Source organism: Streptomyces flavalbus, from assembly GCF_042674625.1.
GTDB lineage: Bacteria > Actinomycetota > Actinomycetes > Streptomycetales > Streptomycetaceae > Streptomyces > Streptomyces flavalbus.
The window spans coordinates 1,652,961-1,672,571 of sequence record NZ_JBHTEB010000001.1; the positions used below are offsets into that span (position 1 = coordinate 1,652,961).

Annotated in this window: 18 protein-coding genes and 1 pseudogene; 9 read left to right on the forward strand and 10 right to left on the reverse strand. The window is 73.4% G+C overall.

Features of this window, described 5'->3' with window-relative positions; all coding sequences use genetic code 11:
• Positions 1-11: 11 nt before the first annotated feature.
• Together ACFQZ6_RS07230 and ACFQZ6_RS07235 are read left to right on the forward strand one after the other, a co-directional pair.
• Complete coding sequence (locus ACFQZ6_RS07230) at positions 12-1,106, forward strand: DUF5925 domain-containing protein (RefSeq protein WP_381605781.1); 1,095 nt, start codon at positions 12-14, stop codon at positions 1,104-1,106.
• 23 nt (positions 1,107-1,129) lie between these two features.
• Positions 1,130-1,858, forward strand: a pseudogene (locus tag ACFQZ6_RS07235) (DUF72 domain-containing protein); the annotation flags it as partial.
• Between the two features lie 167 nt (positions 1,859-2,025).
• Here ACFQZ6_RS07235 and ACFQZ6_RS07240 read toward each other — a convergent pair.
• Positions 2,026-2,400, reverse strand: a complete 375-nt coding sequence (locus ACFQZ6_RS07240) for a GntR family transcriptional regulator (RefSeq protein ID WP_381605783.1) — start codon at positions 2,398-2,400, stop codon at positions 2,026-2,028.
• Between the two features lie 69 nt (positions 2,401-2,469).
• On the opposite strand from ACFQZ6_RS07240, the gene ACFQZ6_RS07245 reads away from it, so the two are divergent.
• On the forward strand, positions 2,470-3,399 hold the full coding sequence (locus ACFQZ6_RS07245; protein ID WP_381605785.1) for a GNAT family N-acetyltransferase: 930 nt from the start codon (positions 2,470-2,472) through the stop codon (positions 3,397-3,399).
• A complete protein-coding gene (locus tag ACFQZ6_RS07250; protein ID WP_381605787.1) occupies positions 3,380-3,880 on the forward strand; it encodes a DUF402 domain-containing protein in 501 nt (166 codons plus the stop codon). The genes ACFQZ6_RS07245 and ACFQZ6_RS07250 overlap by 20 nt, the downstream gene beginning before the upstream one ends.
• On the opposite strand, the gene ACFQZ6_RS07255 is transcribed toward ACFQZ6_RS07250, so the two are convergent.
• A complete protein-coding gene (locus tag ACFQZ6_RS07255; protein WP_381605789.1) occupies positions 3,873-4,463 on the reverse strand; it encodes a class I SAM-dependent methyltransferase in 591 nt (196 codons plus the stop codon). The two genes, ACFQZ6_RS07250 and ACFQZ6_RS07255, sit on opposite strands and share 8 nt — an antisense overlap.
• A gap of 110 nt (positions 4,464-4,573) precedes the next feature.
• On the opposite strand from ACFQZ6_RS07255, the gene ACFQZ6_RS07260 reads away from it, so the two are divergent.
• Together ACFQZ6_RS07260 and ACFQZ6_RS07265 are read left to right on the forward strand one after the other, a co-directional pair.
• Positions 4,574-4,717 (forward strand): hypothetical protein, encoded by a 144-nt coding sequence (locus ACFQZ6_RS07260; RefSeq protein ID WP_381605791.1) that lies wholly within the window; start codon positions 4,574-4,576, stop codon positions 4,715-4,717.
• A gap of 160 nt (positions 4,718-4,877) precedes the next feature.
• Complete coding sequence (locus tag ACFQZ6_RS07265) at positions 4,878-5,828, forward strand: lytic polysaccharide monooxygenase auxiliary activity family 9 protein (RefSeq protein WP_381605793.1); 951 nt, start codon at positions 4,878-4,880, stop codon at positions 5,826-5,828.
• A gap of 72 nt (positions 5,829-5,900) precedes the next feature.
• Here ACFQZ6_RS07265 and ACFQZ6_RS07270 read toward each other — a convergent pair whose 3' ends face one another.
• Both ACFQZ6_RS07270 and ACFQZ6_RS07275 read right to left on the reverse strand, forming a co-directional pair.
• Positions 5,901-6,803, reverse strand: coding sequence for an esterase/lipase family protein (locus ACFQZ6_RS07270; protein ID WP_381605795.1), 903 nt, complete (start codon positions 6,801-6,803; stop codon positions 5,901-5,903).
• A 141-nt stretch (positions 6,804-6,944) separates the two neighbouring features.
• A complete protein-coding gene (locus ACFQZ6_RS07275; protein ID WP_381605797.1) occupies positions 6,945-7,388 on the reverse strand; it encodes a MarR family winged helix-turn-helix transcriptional regulator in 444 nt (147 codons plus the stop codon).
• Between the two features lie 113 nt (positions 7,389-7,501).
• Here ACFQZ6_RS07275 and ACFQZ6_RS07280 point away from each other — a divergent pair, with 113 nt between their 5' ends.
• Positions 7,502-7,876: a cupin domain-containing protein gene (locus ACFQZ6_RS07280; protein ID WP_381605799.1), complete on the forward strand. Its 375-nt coding sequence runs from the start codon at positions 7,502-7,504 to the stop codon at positions 7,874-7,876.
• 15 nt (positions 7,877-7,891) lie between these two features.
• Here the strand turns inward: ACFQZ6_RS07280 and ACFQZ6_RS07285 are convergent, their stop codons facing one another.
• Together ACFQZ6_RS07285 and ACFQZ6_RS07290 are read right to left on the reverse strand one after the other, a co-directional pair.
• The gene (locus ACFQZ6_RS07285; protein WP_381605801.1) at positions 7,892-8,854 is read right to left on the reverse strand and encodes a DNA polymerase Y family protein; all 963 of its coding nucleotides are present in this window, start codon (positions 8,852-8,854) and stop codon (positions 7,892-7,894) included.
• The gene (locus ACFQZ6_RS07290; RefSeq protein WP_381605802.1) at positions 8,851-12,345 is read right to left on the reverse strand and encodes a DNA polymerase III subunit alpha; all 3,495 of its coding nucleotides are present in this window, start codon (positions 12,343-12,345) and stop codon (positions 8,851-8,853) included. The genes ACFQZ6_RS07285 and ACFQZ6_RS07290 overlap by 4 nt, the downstream gene beginning before the upstream one ends.
• Positions 12,346-12,479: 134 nt before the next feature.
• On the opposite strand from ACFQZ6_RS07290, the gene ACFQZ6_RS07295 reads away from it, so the two are divergent.
• The gene (locus tag ACFQZ6_RS07295) at positions 12,480-13,508 is read left to right on the forward strand and encodes a DUF3533 domain-containing protein (RefSeq protein WP_381605803.1); all 1,029 of its coding nucleotides are present in this window, start codon (positions 12,480-12,482) and stop codon (positions 13,506-13,508) included.
• 65 nt (positions 13,509-13,573) lie between these two features.
• Here ACFQZ6_RS07295 and ACFQZ6_RS07300 read toward each other — a convergent pair whose 3' ends face one another.
• The 3 genes from ACFQZ6_RS07300 to ACFQZ6_RS07310 all read right to left on the reverse strand — a co-directional run bounded on the left by ACFQZ6_RS07300 (position 13,574) and on the right by ACFQZ6_RS07310 (position 17,456).
• Positions 13,574-14,650, reverse strand: coding sequence for a S1 family peptidase (locus ACFQZ6_RS07300; RefSeq protein WP_381605804.1), 1,077 nt, complete (start codon positions 14,648-14,650; stop codon positions 13,574-13,576).
• 333 nt (positions 14,651-14,983) lie between these two features.
• Complete coding sequence (locus ACFQZ6_RS07305) at positions 14,984-15,889, reverse strand: S1 family peptidase (protein ID WP_381605805.1); 906 nt, start codon at positions 15,887-15,889, stop codon at positions 14,984-14,986.
• A 382-nt stretch (positions 15,890-16,271) separates the two neighbouring features.
• The gene (locus tag ACFQZ6_RS07310) at positions 16,272-17,456 is read right to left on the reverse strand and encodes a DUF5685 family protein (RefSeq protein ID WP_381605806.1); all 1,185 of its coding nucleotides are present in this window, start codon (positions 17,454-17,456) and stop codon (positions 16,272-16,274) included.
• Positions 17,457-17,815: 359 nt separating this feature from the next.
• Between ACFQZ6_RS07310 and ACFQZ6_RS07315 the strand changes: the two genes are divergently transcribed.
• Positions 17,816-18,253 (forward strand): cell division protein SepF, encoded by a 438-nt coding sequence (locus ACFQZ6_RS07315; protein ID WP_360226580.1) that lies wholly within the window; start codon positions 17,816-17,818, stop codon positions 18,251-18,253.
• A 67-nt stretch (positions 18,254-18,320) separates the two neighbouring features.
• Here the strand turns inward: ACFQZ6_RS07315 and ACFQZ6_RS07320 are convergent, their stop codons facing one another.
• Positions 18,321-19,505: an acyl-CoA dehydrogenase family protein gene (locus tag ACFQZ6_RS07320; RefSeq protein ID WP_381605808.1), complete on the reverse strand. Its 1,185-nt coding sequence runs from the start codon at positions 19,503-19,505 to the stop codon at positions 18,321-18,323.
• Between the last annotated feature and the right edge of the window lie 106 nt (positions 19,506-19,611).

Below are 19,611 nucleotides of genomic sequence, written 5' to 3' on the forward strand. Positions count from 1 at the left end.
ATCATGGCGACATGTCTGCGAACCCTCACGACGCGCTGCCGATCCGGCTCAACGTCGACGACAGCGACTCGCCCGCCGATGTCGTCGACGCGCTGTTCCTCGGCCGCTTCGCCACGGGCGAGCAGCCGTACTCGCACTCCTCCAACATCGACCGGGTGCGCTCCGGCGCCACACTGCTGCCGCGGGACGCGCGCGTGCTGCGCATGGCCCGCGACGACGACCGCAGCGCCACCCTCGCCGAGGGCGACGGCTGGACCCTGCTGGTCTCCCGCTGGAACCGCGGCGCCGACGTCACCGTGACGGCGACCAGCGCCGAACTGGCCGCGAAGGTGCTGGGCGAGGCCACCGACGGCGCGGCCGACGAGCCCGAACCGCAGCCGGAGAACGTGACGATGGGCTTCTGGTACGTCTCCCCGCGCCGCGGCCCGCACCGCACCACCCGGCAGATCTCCGCGGGCACCTGGGAGGAGGTGCGCCCCAACTACACGGCGCCGGTCGCGGACGCGATGGACCGCCTGATGAAGACCACCCCCGAGGACATCGCGGGCCGCCTCCTGCTGCTGCACGGCCCGCCCGGCACCGGCAAGACGTCCGCGCTGCGCACCCTGGCCCGGTCCTGGCGGGACTGGTGCCAGGTCGACTGCGTCCTCGACCCCGAGCGGCTCTTCTCCGACGTCGGCTACCTGATGGACATCGCCATCGGCGAGGACGACTCCACGGGCAAGGGCCGCTGGCGGCTGCTGCTCCTTGAGGACTGCGACGAACTGATCCGCGGCGAGGCCAAGCACACCGCGGGCCAGGCCCTGTCCCGGCTGCTGAACCTCACCGACGGCCTGCTCGGCCAGGGCCGCAACGTGCTCGTCGGCGTCACCACCAACGAGGACCTCGAACGCCTGCACCCCGCCGTGGTCCGACCTGGCCGCTGCCTCGCCCGCATCGAGGTCGGCCCGCTCACCCGCGCCGAGTCGGTGGCCTGGCTGGGCACCGAGGAGGGCGTCGGCCGCGACGGCGCCACCCTGGCCGAGCTGTACGCCCTGCGCCGGGGCACCTCCCCGACGTCCCTGCCGGAGCAGCGCGGCGGAGCGGACGCGGGCCTGTATCTGTAACGCCGATCTGTGACCCTGGACGTATGACGCTGTACGTCGGCACGTCGGGCTGGCAGTACCGGGACTGGAAGGGCGTCCTGTACCCGCCGGACGTGCCGGTGCGCCGCTGGCTGGAGGAGTACGCGGCGCACTTCCCGACGGTGGAGCTGAACAACGCCTTCTACCGGCTGCCGACCCGGGAGAACTTCGAGGCGTGGCGGGACCGGGTGCCGCCCGGCTTCGTCGTCGCGGTGAAGGCCAGCCGCTACCTCACCCACATCAAGCGCCTGAAGGACCCCGAGGAACCGGTGCACCGCCTCCTGACCCACGCCCACGGCCTGGGCGACCGCCTCGGCCCGGTCCTCCTCCAGCTCCCCCCGACCCTGCGCGCCGACCCCGCCCTCCTGGACACCTGCCTGGCCTGCTTCCCGCCCACCGTCCGGGTCGCGGTCGAACCCCGCCACACCTCCTGGTGGACCCCGGAAACCCGCCAGGTCCTGGAGTCCCGGGGCGCCGCCCTGTGCTGGGCCGACGTCCTCTCCCGCCCGGTGACCCCGCTGTGGCGCACCACCGACTGGGGGTACGCGCGCTTCCACCAGGGCCGAGCCCAACCGTGGCCGCACTACGGACGCCGTGCGCTCCAGTCGTGGGTGACGCGGATCGCCGCGGCCTTCCCGGATGACGCGGACGTGTACACGTACTTCAACAACGACCCCGGCGGGGCAGCAGTCCAAGACGCAAGAACTTTCACCCACCTGGCGAATGCCAACTCAGGGGCGCGGGGCTGCATCGGTGTGCGGCTACCGCCGCGCGGGCGCGACCAGCAGGCCGACAACTCCCACGAACCCGACGCTCACACCCACACCCCAGGGGCGCGGGGAACTGCGCGATCACCCACGACGCACCCGCACCCGGCACCGCACCGAACCCCCCACCCCCCTCACCCATAAGCCGCCCGCAGGGCATCCCGCACCGCGGCCTCCGCGTCCCCCTCCGACACCCCCAACCGCCGAGCCCGCAGCGCGTAAGCCGACGCCGCCGCGGCAACCTCCCGCTCCGCCGCCGAGCCCGCGGCGGCGACGAACGTTCCGTTGCGCCCTCGCGTCTCCACCACCCCGTCCGTCTCCAACGCCCGGTACGCCTTGGCGACGGTGTTCGCCGCCAGCCCCAGCGACTCGGCCAGCCCCCGCACGGTCGGCAGCCGGTACCCCACCGGCAGCACCCCGGCCCGCGCCTGCGCGGAGATCTGCGCCCGCACCTGCTCGTACGGCGGCCCGGCCCCGGCACTCTCATCGATCTGGATCTTCAACGTCACGCGCCGATTGTCCCGCACCCCCGGAAAATGAGAGGCATCCCGGCAGGTCGCCCCGTAGCGTGCCGCCATATGACAGTGATCGTGCGCGCCCTGCGCCCCGAGGTCGCCGCCGACGCCGAGGGGTTCGCCCACGTCCGGCACGTCGCGGTGCCGTACATGATGTCCGTCCCGGCCTCGGTGGTGCACAGCGTGACCCACGCCCACCCGGACACCCACTACCTCGCCCTCCTCGCGGAGCGGCACGGCGAGATCATCGGCACCGCCCAGGTCGGCCTGGTCCCCGAGAGCGCGGAGCCGGGCCAGGGCTACGTCAACGTGTACGTGCACCCGGAGCACACCCGGCACGGCGCGGGCTCGCTGCTGGTGCGCACCGCGGAGGAGCACCTGGCGGCACACGGCGCGACGAGGCTCCTGAGCTGGGTCCTGGACGCCCCCGGCAACCGCGCCTTCGCCGAGGCCCACGGCTACCGCCCCAGCCGCACGGCGCACTTCCTGCGCCTGGACCTGGCCCACGGCACGCTGCCGCCCCGCCAGGACCCGCCCCCCGGCGTCACCCTGCGCACCGCCGCCGACTACGCCGCCGACCCGCGCCCGATATTCGAGCTGGACGCGGAGACCAGCTCCGACGAGCCCGGCGACGTCGACGTCACCATGACCGACTACGAGGCGTGGCTGACGGAGATCTGGCAGGACCCCCTCCTCGACCACGAGCTGACCTCGGTCGCCGTGGTCGACGGCCGCCCGGCCGCGTTCAGCGCCGCGTACACCGACGGCGGCACCCGGTACGCCACCGCGATGACCGGCACGGCCCGCGCCTTCCGGGGCCGCGGCCTGGCCAAGCTCGCCAAGAACGACTCCCTGCACCGGGCCCGCGCCGCCGGGTACACGGAGGCGTTCACCGGCAACGACGCGGGCAACGGCCCGATGCTGGCGATCAACAAGTGGTTCGGCTACGACATCTGCGCGACGGAGGTGCGCTATGTCCGCGAACTCGGCTGACCGGCCACGGCAGGTGGACGTCGTCCTGGTCAAGGCGGGCCGTACGAAGATCCGTTACCCGGCGGAGCTGCTGGCCGACGACGGCACGCGCGTCACCGTACGGGCGCCCTGGGCGGGCTCCGGCACGCGCGACTTCGGCTTCGTCCGCTTCGAGCCGGGCGACGTCTTCACCGAGCACTACTGGCGGGACCGCTGGTACTCCGTGAAGGAGGTCAGGACCGCGTCCGGCGCGCTGAAGGGCTGGTACTGCGACATCACCCGCCCCGCCGCGCTGACCGGCGCCGAACTGGTCGTCGAGGACCTCGACCTGGACCTGTGGCGCTCCGCCGACGGCACGGACGTACGGCGCCTGGACGAGGACGAGTTCGCCGAAAGCGGGCTCACCGAACGCGACCCACAGGCCGCGTCCGCCGCACTGGCGGCCCTGGACGAACTGGAGTCCAGGGCCCACGACGGCGACTTCGACGCGCTGTTCAGCTAGCCACCACCGCGTACCGCTCGTCGTCGACCTCCCGGCCCCACAGCAGCGGGTCGTCGGAGAGCCGCTCCAGGCGTATGTGCTCGGTGAGCGGGGTGAGCAGGGCGGTGAGCCGGTCGGCGGGGACGCCGACCGGGCTGACCGTGCCCCACACGCCCTCCACCAGCACCAGCCGCCCGCCCGGCCGCAGCAGCCCGCGCCAGTGCCGCAGGGCGCGGCCGGGGTCGGGCAGGGTCCACAGCACGTGCCGGACGAGGACGACGTCGTAGCGCTGCTCGCCCACGGGCGGCGCCGCCGCGTCACCGACCAGGAACGCGGCGTCACGCCCGGCGAGTTTGGCGCGCGCCCGCGCCACCATCGCCGGGGAGAGGTCGACGCCGGTGACACGGTGTCCCCGCTCGGCGGCGAGGAGTGCCAGGCTGCCGGTGCCGCAGCCGAGGTCGAGCAGGTCACAGGGGTGCTCGGGCAGCCAGGCCCGCAGCCGCTCCGCCCAGGCGCCGCGCACGGCGGGGTCCCGCAGTCCGTGGTCGGGCTCGTCGTCGAAGGTGGCGGCCTGCGCCTCCCAGTAGTCCGTGTGTTCCGTCATGCCCCAAGAGTGACACCCGCCACTGACAGACCAGCCGCGATGAGGAACTCTCCCCGAAAGGGTCTACCTCCGTGAGAACACGGAACACGGTAGGCACAAAGGAGGCAGCCATGCGCCGAGCGACCGTGCACAAGCCCCCGAGGAAGACCGACGCCCGCAGGCTCCGCGAGGAGGCGGACGACTCCCGGGCGGAACGCCCCGAGGTGCGCCGGGACATCGCGCGCACCTGGTGGCCGGAGGGCGACCGACCATAGACCCGCGCGGTAACTACCTCAGCCCAGCCTCAGCACTCCCTTAAAGCGACCATAAGGATCTCCCACCGCGGCCTTCGGCAGGCGATTCCACGGCTCTCCGGGGCTAACTTCTGATCACCCCACGGGATTCACCACCGCCGTTCCGTCTCAGGAGTTCCCCATGCCCGCACGCCGCAAGGCCGCCGCAGCCGCCGCCCTCGGGATCGTCCCGCTCGCCCTGACCGCGCTCGGCGCGACGCCCGCCGCCGCGCACGGCTCGATGGGCGACCCGGTCAGCCGGGTCGCCCAGTGCTACGCGGAGGGCCCGGAGAGCCCCCGGTCCGACGCGTGCGAGGCGGCGGTGGCGGCGGGCGGCACCCAGGCGCTCTACGACTGGAACGGCATCCGCATCGGGAACGCCGCCGGGCAGCACCAGGCGCTCATCCCCGACGGCAAGCTGTGCAGCGCGAACAACGAGGAGTTCAAGGGCCTCGACCTGGCCCGCGCCGACTGGCCCGCGACCAGCGTCAGCAGCGGCTCGTACACCTTCAAGTACCGGGTCACGGCCCCGCACCGGGGCACCTTCACGGTGTACCTCACCAAGCCCGGCTACGACCCGTCCCAGCCGCTCGCCTGGGCCGACCTCGACCTGGCCAACCCGGTGGCGACCGTCACCGACCCGACCGCGACGGGCGGTTTCTACACGTTCTCCGGCACCCTGCCGGAGCGCTCCGGCCAGCACCTGCTGTACGCGGTGTGGCAGCGCTCGGACAGCCCGGAGGCGTTCTACTCCTGCTCGGACGTCACCTTCGGCGCCGCCGCCCCCGCCGCCCCCGCGCCCGCCGCCTCCGCCCCCTCCGACGAGCAGGTAGAGGCCGCCACCGAGCGCTCGACCGTCGAGAACCACGGCCACGGCGACGACGACCCGGAGACAACCTCGGACGTGGCTGAAGGCACCACCGCCAACGAGCCCAGGGCGGCGGGCAGTACGGCCAGCCTCGCCGAGACCGGCGGCGACGGCACCACCCCCTACCTCGCGGTCGGCGGCGCCGCGGCGCTGGCGGTCGGCGCGGCGGCCCTGTTCGCGTCGGTGCGGCGGCGGGCGGTGGACGGCGGACGCCACGGCCGCTGACCTGAGGCTCCGCACGGGGTCCGACCGGCGGCTCAGGCCGGTCGGACCCCGGCGGTACGTCCGGGGGTCACGTCAGTTGAAGACCGAGGCACAGGTGGAGGGCTGGGCGTGCGCCGGGTCGAGCGCGTTGGCCACCTCGTGGAAGGCGATCCGGTCGACGAGCGCGATCGCCAGGTGCTCGGAGAGGTCGACGGGGCACAGGTCCTGGAGCAGGACGTTGCGGACGCCGGGCCCGTCCAGGTACTGGCTGCGGTAGGGGGTGGCCACCTGGTCGTACTTGGTGGCGATGACGGTGTAGCGGACGCCGGGCACGGTGTCGCCGCCCTCGTTGAGCTTGGTCAGGAAGGCCGAGCCGGGTATCTGGTCGGCCAGGCCCGGGGTGGCGGCGGAGATCAGGTCCTCGGCGCCGGGGAAGTACGGCAGCAGGTTGGTCAGGCCGCTCAGGGTCGCGCCGTGGTTGTCGGGGGCGATGCCGACCAGGGCGTTGACCTCGTCGGCGCCGCCGAGGAACTTCAGGTAGTAGCGCGGCATCATGCCGCCCTGCGAGTGCCCGACGAGGTCGGCCTCGGCGGCGCCGGTCGCGTCGAGCACCTTGTCGACGAAGGCGTCCAGTTGCTCCGCCGACTTGTCGATGGGCCCGAGGCCGTGGAAGAGCGGCACGCCGGGGAGCTGGCCGTAGTCGAGGGAGAAGACGCAGTACCCGCGGTGCGTCAGGTACGGCGCGAGGCCCAGCCAGTTGTCGACGGAGTTGCCGAGGGTCCCGTGGACGAGGACGACGGGCCGGGGGTGGGCGGCGGAGGGCTTGCAGGAGTAGTTGTTCCAGCCTCCCCCAAGCTCTCGGCTTCGCTCGAGCAGGGGGGACCCCCATCTCGGCGCGTCGGCGGCCTGCGCGGTCGAGGCGGCGGGGACGAGGGCGGCGGTGGCGGCGAGCAGCAGGGCGGCGATGGGTCTCATCGCCCGTTTCCAGGGCAGCATCGAGTGATCTCCTCGCGGCTCAGGGGAGTGTGGGGACTGCCGTACGCCCTGTGATCCGGATCACGGGATGCTGTTCACTCGTCAAGTTACGGCCCAGTAGTGAACGCTGAGAAGTTACGCGTCAGTAAAAACTTCCACCGCTCACCAGGCGGGCTTCAGCGGCCCACCCGGCGCCACCCGCCCCAACCGCCCGGCCAGCGCACGCACTTCGGCCTCACCCAGCACCGCGCCCCACTCCGCCACGACCTCCGCCGCCGCCTCCTCCGCGGCCCGCGTGCAGGCCCACCCCCGCTCGGTCAGCACGACCAGTCGGGCCCGCGCGTCCTGCGGATGCGCGCGCCGCTCGACGTACCCCTTGCGCACCAGCTCGTCGACGAGCTGGCTCGCCGCCTGCTTGGTCACCCCGAGGTGCGCGGCCAGGTCGGTCACCGTCGCCCCGTCCGGAGCGAGCCGCGTGAAGGCGAACCCGTAGGCGGGCCGCCCGTCGAAGCCACGGGCGACGACCCCCTCGTTGATGCGCCGCGTCAGCTCCCCCGCGGCGGCGAGCAGGGCGGCGGTCAGGGAGAGGGCGTCGGAGTTCTGCACGAGGGCATTGAAACACCCTTGACGGATTGGTCAAGCAGCTTGACCATAGAGGCCGCAAGGAAAGTCAAGCAGCTTGACTACTCACTCGGGCCCAAAGGAAGAGGCACCCACCCATGCCCGTCGTCCGCTCCTCCGAAGCCGTCACCCACGAACTGCACGGCGCCCGCTTCGTCTCGTACGTCACCCCCCGCACCGGCGGCAGGGAGCTGTGCGCCTGGCGCGGCGAGATCCCCGCCGCCACCAGGGCGCCCGCGCACTCCGTCAGCCGGGAGGAGGTCCTGCACCTGCTCGACGGCGAGCTGCTGGTCACCCTCGACGGTCAGACCGAGCGCGTCACCGCGGGCGACACGGTGGTCGTCAACGCCGGTGCCGTCTTCGCCGTGGAGAACCCCACCGACCGGCCCGCCCTCACCTGGGTCACCACCTCCGTCGGCATGACGGCGGAACTGGCGGACGGCACCCACGTCACCCCGCCCTGGACCCACTGACCACCGCCGGAACGGCTACGCCGCCAGCCTCCCCGCCATCACCGCCCGCGGCCCGAACTTCGCCCGCACGCGGTCCGCGACCTCCTCGATGCGGCGGACCTTCTCGTCCACGGGGTCGAAGGTGAGCTGGTGGGCGGCCCGTTCGGCGGGGCCGAGCCCTTCGGCGCGCAGGGCGACCGCCCGGACCCGGGCGCGTTGGAGGCCGAGCGCGTCGTACATGTCGTAGGCCGCGCGGGTCAGGGCGGGTGAGTGCGCGGTCGGCTCGGGCAGGGTGCGGGAGCGGGTGGTGGCGGACCGGTCGGCGTAGCGGACGGTCAGGGTGAGGGTGCGGCAGACCTTCTCCACGGCGCGCAGCCGGGCGCCCAGTTCCCCGGCGGCGGAGAGCAGGGCGCGGCGGTGGCGCTCGGGGTCCAGTTCGTCGCGGTCGAAGCGGCGCTCCTCCACCAGGGACCGGGAGACGCCGTTCGGGACGACGCGCCCGCGGTCGATCCCGTGGGCCTTCTCGCGCAGGTCGCGGCCCGCCTTGGCGCCGACCAGCCGCTGGAGCGTGGACAGGGGCGCGGCGGCGACCCGGCCGAGGGTGTCGAGGCCGTACTCGCACAGGGTGCGGGCGGTCGCGGCGCCGACGCCGGGGAGGGCGGTGACGGGCAGGTCGGCGATGCCGTCCGGGCCCGCGGGCAGGACCCCGGTGACGCCGGGGCGGGCGTCGCGCAGCGCCATGCGGGCCAGCATCGGGCCGGGTCCGGCGCCGATCGCGCAGTCCACGCCGTGCAGCGCGAGCGCGCGGACGCGGATCACGGCGGCCAGCTCCACCGCCGTACGCCCGAAGTACCGTTCGGCGCCGCGCAGGTCGGCCAGCGCGCCGTCGGGCGGCAGCGCCTCGACGACGGGGGTGAACTCCTCCAGCAGCCCGAGCAGCCCCGGCAGGGCGGCCTCGTACCTGGGCGGTAGCTGGAAACGTACGCAGAGGATCGTCATCCCGCACTCCCCGGACTCTGGTGCCACAACTTCCTTCCCACCGCGGGCCCTTCGCCCGCGGGGCGCAGATCGGCCCAGGGGTGCATCTCGTACCCCGTGGGCATACGGACGCGCCGCTGCTCCAGCGCGTCCTGGGCGGCGGAGCCCGCGGGCGCGGGAGCGCCCTCGGACCCGGCGAGGCGCCGTCGGGCGGGGCCTTCGCCGTCGTCGGCGGCGGCGCCGGGCCCGGGGTCCTCGGCCAGCCGGGCGGCGACGCCCTCCAGCCCTTCCTCCCGCCGTACCTCAAGGAGTTCGGCGAGGTTCCAGGCCGCGGCGCCCACCACGCTGAAGCTGCGCGGGCCACGGCGCTGCACGACCCCGCGGACCAGCAGCAGCCAGGAGTGGAAGACGGTGTGGGCGCAGGCGTCGTGGGAGTCGTCGAAGAAGGCGAGGTCGACCAGTCCGGTGCCGTCGTCGAGGGTGGAGAAGATGACCCGCCTGCCGGACCGGACGGGCGGCGTCTGGGTGGCCGCCTTGGCGCCCGCGACCAGCACCGTCTCCCCGTGCCGCGCCTCGCGCAGCCGTCGGGCGGAGAGCACGCCCAGCTCGTCGAGGAAGGCCCGGTGGTCGTCCATCAGGTGGCGGGAGGCGTCCATGGACAGCACGCCCAGTTCGGCGCTGAGCCGCTCCGCGTCGGACAGGTCGGGCAGCCCGGCGGACGCGGTGCGGCGGCCCCCGGCGAGGGGGAGCTGGTCGCCGCGTCCGCCGCGGGCGCCGCGGTGCAGTTCGGTCAGGTGCAGTTGGAGGTCGCGCCGGTTGGCGCCGAACGCGTCCAGCGCGCCGACCTGCGCGAGCCGCCCGGCGATGGGGCGGCTGGGGCGGGCGCGCTCCCAGAAGTCGAGCAGGGAGGCGTACGGCTGTCCGTCAGCGATCCGGGCGGCCTCGGCCTCGCTGATGCCGTGCACGTCGGAGAGGGCGAGCCGCAGCCCCCACTTACCGGACACCAGTTCGATACGGTGGGCGACGCCCGACGTGTTCACGTCCAGCGGCAGCACGGGCACCCCCTGCCGCCGCGCGTCCGCCAGCAGCAGCCGCTTGGGGTACATCCCGGGGTCGTGGGTGAGCAGCCCCGCGTAGAAGGCGGCCGGGTGGTGGGCCTTCAGCCACGCGGACTGGTACGTCGGTACGGCGAACGCGACCGCGTGCGCCTTGCAGAAGCCGTAGGAGCCGAACGCCTCGACGATCTCCCAGGTCCGCTGAATCGTTTCTGCGCCGTACCCCTTCGCCGCCGCGTGCTGCGCGAACCACACCCGGATGCGCCCCTGCGACTCCGGGTCGGACAGCCCGCGCCGCACCCGGTCGGCCTCGTCGCGCCCGCAGCCGGTCATGATGTCGACGATGTGGATGATCTGCTCGTGGAAGACGACGACGCCGTACGTCTCCTTCAGCGGCCCCTCCAGGTCCGGGTGCGGGTAGCGCGCGGGCGCCCGCCCGTGCCGGGCCTCGATGAACGGCCGCACCATGTCGGCGGCGACCGGCCCGGGCCGGAACAGGGAGATGTCCACCACCAGGTCGTGGAAGGTCGCGGGCTGGAGCCGCCCCACCAGGTCGCGCTGGCCCGGCGACTCGATCTGGAAGCAGCCCAGCGTCTCGGCCGACCGGATCAGCCGGTACGTCGCCGGGTCGCCGTCCGGCACCGCGTCCAGGTCGACCCGCTCCCCCGAGGCCCGCTCCACCTCCGCGACCGCGTGCGCCATCGCCGACTGCATCCGCACCCCGAGCACGTCCAGCTTGAGCAGCCCGAGGTCCTCCACGTCGTCCTTGTCGAACTGCGCCATCGGGAACCCCTCGCCGCTGGTCGGCACCACCGGCGTACGGGAGAGCAGGGAGGCGTCGGAGAGCAGCACCCCGCACGGGTGCATCGCGACCCCGCGCGGGAGCGCGTCCAGCGCCTCGACCAGTTCCCAGAGCCTGCCGTAGCGCTCCCGCTCCCCGGCCAGTTCGCGCAGCTCGGGCAGTTCGTCGAGGGCCGCGCGGGCGTCGCGGGCGCGGATGTGCGGGAAGGACTTGGCGATCCGGTCGATGTCGGCCGGGTCCATCGACAGGGCCGCGCCGACGTCCCGGATCGCGTGCCGCACCCGGTACGTCTCCGGCATCGCGACCGTCGCCACCCGCTCGGTGCCGAACCGGCCGATGATCGCCCGGTAGACCTCCAGACGGCGGGCGGACTCCACGTCGATGTCGATGTCCGGCAGCACCGGGCGCCGCTTGGACAGGAACCGCTCCATCAGCAGCCCGTGCTCGACGGGGTCGGCGTGCGCGATGCCGAGGAGGTGGTTGACGAGGGAGCCCGCGCCGGAGCCGCGCGCGGCGACCCGGACGCCCATCGCCCGCACGTCGTCGACGACCTGGGCGACCGTCAGGAAGTAGGAGGCGAAGCCGTGGTGGGCGATGATGTCCAGCTCCTGGTGCATCCGCTCCCAGTAGGCGCGGCGCCCGGTGTACCCGTACCGCACCATGCCCGCCGCCGCCCGGGAGGCGAGGACGCGCTGCGCGGTGCGCCGCCCGGCGCCGACGAGGTGCGGTTCGGGGAAGTGGACGGTGCCGATGCCGAGGTCGTCCTCGGGGTCGACCAGGCACTCGGCGGCGGTCGCCCGGGTCTGCTCCAGGAGCCGGTGCGCGGCCTCGCGGCGGAAGCCCGCGGCCTCCACGACCCGCTCGGCGGCGCCCAGCATGGCCCCGGCGTCCTTGAGCCACGCCTCACCGGAGTCGAGCCCCTTGGCCGGGTCGACGGGGACCAGGCGCCGGGCGGCGTCCAGCACGTCGGCGACCGGGCCCATGCCGGGGTCGGCGTAGCGGACGGCGTTGCTGAGCACCGGGCGGACGCCCTGCTCGGCGGCGAAGCCCACGGTACGGGCGGCCAGCCGCAGCGAGCCGGGCCCGGTGCCGGTGCGGCCGTGCCAGACGGCCTCCAGGCGCAGGGCGTCGCCGTACACCTCGCGCCAGGGGGCGAGGAGCCGGGCGGCGCGGTCGGGGCGGCCCGCGGCGAGGGCGCGGCCGACGTCGGAGTCGGGGCCGAGCAGCACGGTCAGGCCGTCGGCGTGGTTGTCGGGCCAGGTCAGCAGGGGCAGGTCGGGGGCGCGGTGGGCGGCGGTGACCAGGCGGCACAGGTCGGCCCAGCCACGGGCGCCGTCGCGGGCGAGGAAGGTGACGCGGGGGGTCGACTCATCGATGAAGGCACCGCCGCGCACGGGTGCCCGACGGCGCTTCTCGGGCCGTACGGCGTCCGGCTCGGGGGCGGTCACCGCCAGCTCGGCCCCGAACAGCGGGCGGACGCCCGCCGTGGCGCAGGCGCGGGCGAAGCGGACGGCGCCCGCGACCGTGTCCCGGTCGGTGAGGGCGAGGGCGTCCATGCCCCGCTCCCCGGCACGCTCGGCCAGCCGCTCCGGGTGTGAGGCTCCGTACCGCAGGGAGAACCCGGAGACGGTGTGCAGATGCGTGAAGCCCGGCATCCGCACCTCCCGCTATCGAACATCCGTTCCCAACCTGCTCACCCCCACCATAGACCAAATTCCGAACATCTGTACGACAGCCGTTCGGACCCCTCCCACCTGCGGAAACACTGTTCGCCCCGGACTGTGGGGACATGACACGGAGCCCGTTCCTCCGCGAGGTGAAGGACGCCGTCACCCCGCGCGCCACGCTGCTCGTCCTCGGCGTGATCGCCCTCCAGGTGCTGTTCATCGCCTCGTACGTCGGGGCCCTGCACGACCCGGAGCCCAAAGACGTGCCCTTCGGGGTGGTCGCGCCGGGCGCCGCCGCCGAACAGACCGTGGCCCGGCTGGCGGAGCTGCCCGGCGATCCGCTCGACCCGCGCACGGTCGCCGACGAGGCGACGGCCCGGCAGCGGATCCTGGACCGGGACCTCGACGGCGCGCTGGTGGTGGACCCCGGCGGCACCCGGGACACCCTGCTGGTCGCCTCCGGCGGCGGCAGCGCCCTCGCCACCGCCCTGGAGCACCTCGTCACCGAGCTGGAGCGGGCCGAGCGGCGGACGGTGCGGACGGTCGACGTGGCCCCGGCCTCGGACCAGGACTTCGACGGCCTTTCGTCGTTCTACCTGGTGGTCGGCTGGTGCGTCGGCGGCTACCTGTGCGCCTCGATCCTCGCCATCAGCACCGGCGCCCGGCCCGCCAACCCGCGCCGGGCCGCGATCCGGCTGCTGGTGATGGCCCTGGTCGCGATCGTCGGCGGGCTCGGCGGCGCGGTGGTCGTCGGGCCGGTCCTCGGCGCGCTGCCCGGCGCCGTGGTGGACCTGTGGGGGCTCGGCGCGCTGATCACCTTCGCGGTGGGCGCCGCCACCCTCGCCCTCCAGGGCGTCTTCGGGATCGTCGGCATCGGTCTGGCGATCCTGCTGGTGGTGATCGCGGGCAACCCGAGCGCGGGCGGGGCGTTCCCGCTGCCGATGCTGCCGCCGTTCTGGAAGGCGATCGGCCCGGCGCTGCCGCCCGGCGCGGGCACCTGGGCGGCCCGCTCGATCGCCTACTTCAAGGGCAACGACACCACCGTCTCGCTGCTGGTGCTGTGGGCCTGGGCGGTGCTGGGCGTCGCGGTCACGATGCTGGCGTCGGTCCTGCGGCTCCGCCGCCGGGAGGCCGAGCTGCCCACCCGCTGAGGGCGCACGGACGAGGTCCCGCCCCTCGCGCGCGGGGCGGGACCTCACCGGACTTCCCGGGTGGGTCAGCCGATCGACGTACCGGTGGCCGACAGGGCCTCCGTGACCGGCTGGAAGAACGTCTGGCCGCCGGACGTGCAGTCACCACTGCCGCCGGAGGTCAGGCCGATCGCGCTGCTGCCGGAGAACAGCGAGCCGCCGCTGTCGCCGGGCTCCGCGCACACGTCGGTCTGGATGAGGCCGTTGACGATGTCGCCGTTGCCGTAGTTCACGGTGGCGTCCAGGCCGGTGACCGTGCCGTCGTGCACCTGGGTCGTGGAGCCGCTGCGGGTGACCCGCATCCCCACGGTGGCCTCGGCGGCGCCCGAGATGGCCTGGGCGGAGCCGTCGTAGAGGTTGACCTCGCTCGGGTGGTCGACGTCGGCGGTGTACCTGACCAGGCCGTAGTCGTCGCCGGGGAAGCTGGAGGTGTCGTTCTCACCGATCACCGTGCCCGCCGAGTCCGACCAGGTGGAGATGGACTCGGTGCAGTGCCCGGCGGTCAGGAAGTACGGCTCGCCGCCCTTGACCACGTTGAAGCCGAGCGAGCAGCGCCCGCCGCCGCCGGTGATGGCGTCACCGCCCGCGATGAAGGGGGTGAACTCGCCCTGGGTGCGCTTGAGTTCGGCGACCGTGCCGAGCCCGTCCACGACCTTGGTGAGTCTGGCCCACTCGGCCTTGGAGACGGTGCGGTCGGCGGTGACGACGACCTTGTTGGTGCGCGGGTCGGTCACCCAGGACGTGCCGGGGACGGCGGCGTCCTCGCTCAGGGTGGTCCGGGCGCTCTTCAGCTCGGCGAGGGAGTGCTCGACGATCCGCGCGCGGGCGCCCGCCTCCTCGGCGAGCCGGGCGGCGGTCTCGTCGAGGACGTTCACGACGAGGTTCCGTGACTCCGCGTCGTAGTACGTGCCCGCCGCGTCGGCGCCGAGGTCCGCGCCGAGCGCCGAGGCGAGCTTCCCGGCCGCGGGCACCGTGAGGGGTGCCGGTGCCGAGGAGGGCTCGCTGGCGTTCGCACTCTGGAAGGTGACACCCGCGGCGATCAGTGCGGCGATGCCCGCACCCGCCACGGCGGCCCGCCGCCTGGGTATGCGTCGGTGCTTCAACTCATGTCCTCCTGTGGGGGGTCGGCCCGTACGGCCGTGGGGACCGTAGGAGCCGGAAGGCTTGGTTGACGGGCGACCACTCTTCCGAACCGCACAGGGCGCACACAAGGTCGACTGCTGGACGCGCACACGGTAACCACCGTGCGCCCCCGCCTTCTTCACCATCCGGGACCGCCCCCGGGAGACGTTTCGCACCGCAAACGCTACGACCGGGTAACCGCGCCGCCCGCGCGCCGGAAGGCCGCGCCCGCGCGCCGGAAAAGGGCGAGCCCCCGCACGCCGCTGGCGTACGGGGGCTCGCCGGGTTCGGACGGACCGGCTACCCGGAGACGATCAGTAGACGCTGACACCGTAGGCGCTCAGGGCCTCCGTCACGGGCTGGAAGAAGGTCGTGCCGCCGGAGGAGCAGTTGCCACTGCCGCCGGAGGTCAGACCGTAGGCGGTGCCGTTGCTGCCGTACAGCGGGCCGCCGGAGTCGCCGGGCTCGGCGCAGACCGTGGTCTGGATCAGGCCGTAGACGATGTCGCCGCCGCCGTAGTTGACGGTGGCGTTGAGGGCGGTGACCCGACCGCTGTGCGTACCGGTGGTGGAGCCGGTGCGGATGACGGTGGTGCCCACGGCCGGGGTGGCCGCGCTGGTGATGTCCACGCTGCCCGCGGTGCCGGACTTGGTGATGGACGTGTTGGTGTACCGGACGATGCCGTAGTCGTTGCCCGGGAAGCTGGACCCGGCGGTCGACCCGAGGACCGTGGTGCGCCCGGAGTTGGCGTACCAGGTGCCCGCGCCGTCGGTGCAGTGACCGGCGGTCAGGAAGTAGTCGGCGCCGCTGCTGGTGCGCACGTTGAAGCCGAGGGAGCAGCGCCAACTGCTCGCGTAGATGGCGTCGCCGCCCTTGATGAGCTTGTTGAACTTGCCCGGGGTGCGCTTGATGGTGATCGCCCCGGCGTTGGCCCCGGCCTGCTCCTTGATCTTGGCGATCTCGGCCTGGGAGACCGTGCTGTCGACGGTGACGAGGACCCGGTCGGTCTTCGCGTCGACGGCCCAGGCGGTGCCGGGGACATCGGCCTGGAGCACCGCGTCGCTCGCCTTGCTGAGCTGGGTGGCGCTGAACGTGGTGGCGTCGCTCGCGTTCGCGCTGGGGACCGCGACCGCTGCCGCGGCCACGAGCCCGGTGGCCACGGCGATCAGCCGGAACCGTCTCGATATGCCGCTGCGGGGGGTGGTGCGCTCGATCCTCACTTTTCGTTCCTCCACATGGGAAGTCGGGGGCCCGCGTGGGGTCGGGGCCCGTGAGGCGCAGTCAGTGACCCGTTGTCCGGATTCCGAACACGACGTGACCCTGACAAGCGCTGAGGGGGAGTATTCGGCCGAACGTACGGTCGGCGCAAGGGCACCTTTCGGCCGCTGGCCTGTGCGGCGACCGCCTGGCCGCCTGATAGGGACCTGCCCGCGGACGCCCGCTGTCACCCCGTCAGAACGGGGCGCCTTCCCCCAGTTGACCGCTGGACGACCCGCCGTGCGCGCCGGTCGGCACGGCGCGCACGGCGGCCGTCCAGCGCACCGGGATGTCCGGAAGTCATCGTTCCGGATGCCCGCCGGTCAGGACCGCCCTGAGCCGCCGTCAGCAGTCACAGCCGCAGTCGCAGCCGTCACAGCAGCCGGAACAGTTGGAGCAGCAGTCACAGCAGTCGCAGCAGTTGGAACAGTTGTCGCAGGAGCAGTGGTGGCACAGGCCGTCCTTGCGCTGCCCCGACCACGGGCTGGTGTACTCCCCACAGCACAGCTGGCACGTACAGGCCAGCCCCACCCACACCGCGCACCCCGCGAGCAGCCCCCGCCGGTTCCCGCGCGGCGGCTCGGGCGGCAGCGGACCACCGGGACCGCCGGGGCCCCCGGGCGGGGCGTACGGTCCCGGGGCGTACGGTCCCAGGGCTCCGTGCGCGCAGGTGGCGGACGTACCGAAGGCGCGGTCCACGGAGGCGGGCAGTTCGTGCACGAGCAGCCGGTGCGCCAGCCGCCCGTCCGCGAACTCCACCTCGCCGAGCGCGAGCCGGATGCCGTGCACGGCGTCGTCGGCGAGCCGCCGCGCCTCGGTGAGCGGGGTGCCGGTGGCGGTGAGCGGGTTCCAGGCGCCGGAGGCGGCGTCGGCGTCCCGGTCCTCCACGGCGTCCAGCAGGTGCGCCAGCCGCCCGAACAGCCGCCCGGCCTCCGCGAGCGGCTCGGCGTTCCCCGGCCGCCCGGCGAGGACGGCGGTGTGCGCGAAGGCCGCCGCGGTGGCCGTCTCGGTCGGCTCGGTGACCGCGAGGACCGGGGTGCCGGGCCCGGCCAGCGCCTCCACCCCGGCCTGCCGGTCCACGGCGTCGACCAGCAGCGCCGTGTCGAACCCGACCGCGGTCCCGCCGCGGGCGCCCGCGCGCCCCCACCCGTCGGCGACCTTGCGCGCGGCGAGCGCCACCGGGCGCCGGGCGAGCAGCCCGTCCCCGTCGGTGACGTGGTCGCGCACCTTGGCCGAGGCGAGCACCAGCGAGACGGCCGCCGCGAGCCGGGCGCCCTCCCCGCGGACGACGGACGCGGTCCGCATCCCCCGCAGCGGACACGGCCCCGCCGTACGCCGCCCGCCCTCCGACCGTCCCGTCTGAGCCTCCGTCAGTACGGAGACGAGCAGCCCGTCGTAGTTGGTGACCACCCGTGCGAACTGTCCGTGATCGCGGCGCAGCGCGAGACAGAGCCCGCACAGGTGCGCCAGCCACTCCGTCTGGAGCCGTTCCCCGAGCCGATGACGGCAGGGCCTGACGATGCCGAACATGACGTTCCCCCGTGTTCCCGTTCCCCGTGCTCCCCCGTGGTGCGTGGGACCGTGTCCCACCTTCGAGCGACGGCATCCTATCGACGGATCGTCATCTCTTGTGTCCCACGCCTGGCACAGTTCCGTTCACCCTTACGCACCGCCTGTCACCCGGACGCGGGGAAGAGTCATATTTCACTCACAGTCAGCAGCCGTTTGCGGAACGACCCTTGGGAAACCCGGACTCTCGACGTATTCGCTGTGCACCAGTACCGTCACAAACCCCCCGCGCGGCGTCTAACCACTTGGCGCGACGTCCGCATCATGGATGACCATAGGGATGCGGAAGGTACGAATGACCGCTGTGAGAGGAGGCGTCCATGGGATCGGTACGCAAGGCGAGTGCGTGGCTCGGCCTCGTCGACGACAACGATGACGAGCGCTACTACGACGACGACTACTCCGAGGGAACCGACAACGGGGACGCCTGGGTCACCGACCCTCGGGTGAAGGTGGCCACGGACACGGCCGAGGAGAAGGGCCGCCGGATCGGCACGGTGACCCCGGACAGCTTCCGGGACGCGCGCGCCATCGGCGAGCTGTTCCGGGAGGGGGTCCCGGTCATCATGAACCTCACGGCCATGGAGCCCGCCGACGCCAAGCGCGTGGTGGACTTCGCGGCCGGGCTCATCTTCGGCCTGCGCGGTTCGATCGACCGGGTGTCGAACCGGGTGTTCCTGCTGTCCCCCGCCAACACGGAGATCATCAGCGGGGAACCGGCCGCCCACCGGGCGGACGGCTTCTTCAACCAGAGCTGAGGCGGGGCCGAGCACCACCGGCCCCGCTCTTCCCCCTCCCCCTCCCCCTCCCCCTCCCCCTACGGCCTTACCGGAAGGCGTCCAGTCCGGTGAGTGCCTTGCCCAGCACGAGCTGGTGCATCTCGACGGTGCCCTCGTAGGTGAGCACCGACTCAAGGTTCGTCGCGTGCCGCATGACGGGGTACTCCAGCGAGATCCCGTTGGCACCGAGGATCGTCCGGGCCGTACGGCAGATGTCGATGGCCTCGCGCACGTTGTTGAGCTTGCCGAAGCTGACCTGCTCGGGACGCAGGCGCCCGGCGTCCATCCGCCGCCCCAGATGGTGGGCGAGCAGAATCCCCTTGTGCAGCTCCACCGCCATGTCGGCGAGCTTGGCCTGGGTGAGCTGGAAGCCGCCGATGGGCCTGCCGAACTGCTCCCTCGACGTCGCGTAGTCGACGGCCGCCTCGAAGGAGCTGCGCGCCGCGCCCATCGCGCCCCACACGATCCCGTACCGGGCGTGCGACAGACAGCTCAGCGGCCCGCGCAGCCCGGTCACCCCCGGCAGCACCGCGTCGGCGGGCAGTCGTACGTCGTCCAGGACCAGCTCGCTGGTGACGCTGGCCCGCAGCGACCACTTGTGCCTGATCTCCGGCGCGGAGAAGCCGGGGCTGTCGGTCGGCACGGCGAAGCCGCGGACGCCGTCCTCGGTCTGCGCCCAGACCACCGCGACCGAGGCGACGGAGCCGTTGGTGATCCACATCTTGCGGCCGCTGAGGATCCAGTCGTCGCCGTCGCGCCGGGCGTGGGTGCGCATCGAGGCGGGGTCGGAGCCGTGGTCGGGCTCGGTGAGCCCGAAGCAGCCGATCAGCTCCCCCGCGGCCATGCCGGGCAGCCAGCGCTGCTTCTGCTCCTCGCTGCCGAAGCGGTGGATGGCGTACATGGCGAGGGAGCCCTGCACCGACACCAGCGAGCGGATGCCGGAGTCGGCGGCCTCCAGCTCCAGGCAGGCCAGCCCGTACTGCACGGCGCTGGCGCCCGCGCACCCGTACCCGCTGAGCGACATCCCGAGCGCGCCGAGCCCGCCCAGCTCCTTCGCCAGCTCCCGGATGACGGGCAGCTCGCCGCTCTCGTACCACTCGGCGACATACGGCAGCACCCGATCCGCGGCCCACCGCCGCACGGTGTCCCGCACCGCGAGGTCCTCGGGGGTGAGCAGGTCGTCCAGGCCCAGGGGGTCGCGGGGGTCGAACGGGGGCAACTTCGGGGACACGGGGCACCCTCCGAGAAAACTAGCACTGCTAATCCGCCAATTTCACGGCCGACGGTACGTCGCGTGGCCCTGCACGTCCACCCGTCAACGGGCGGTAAACAGGTGG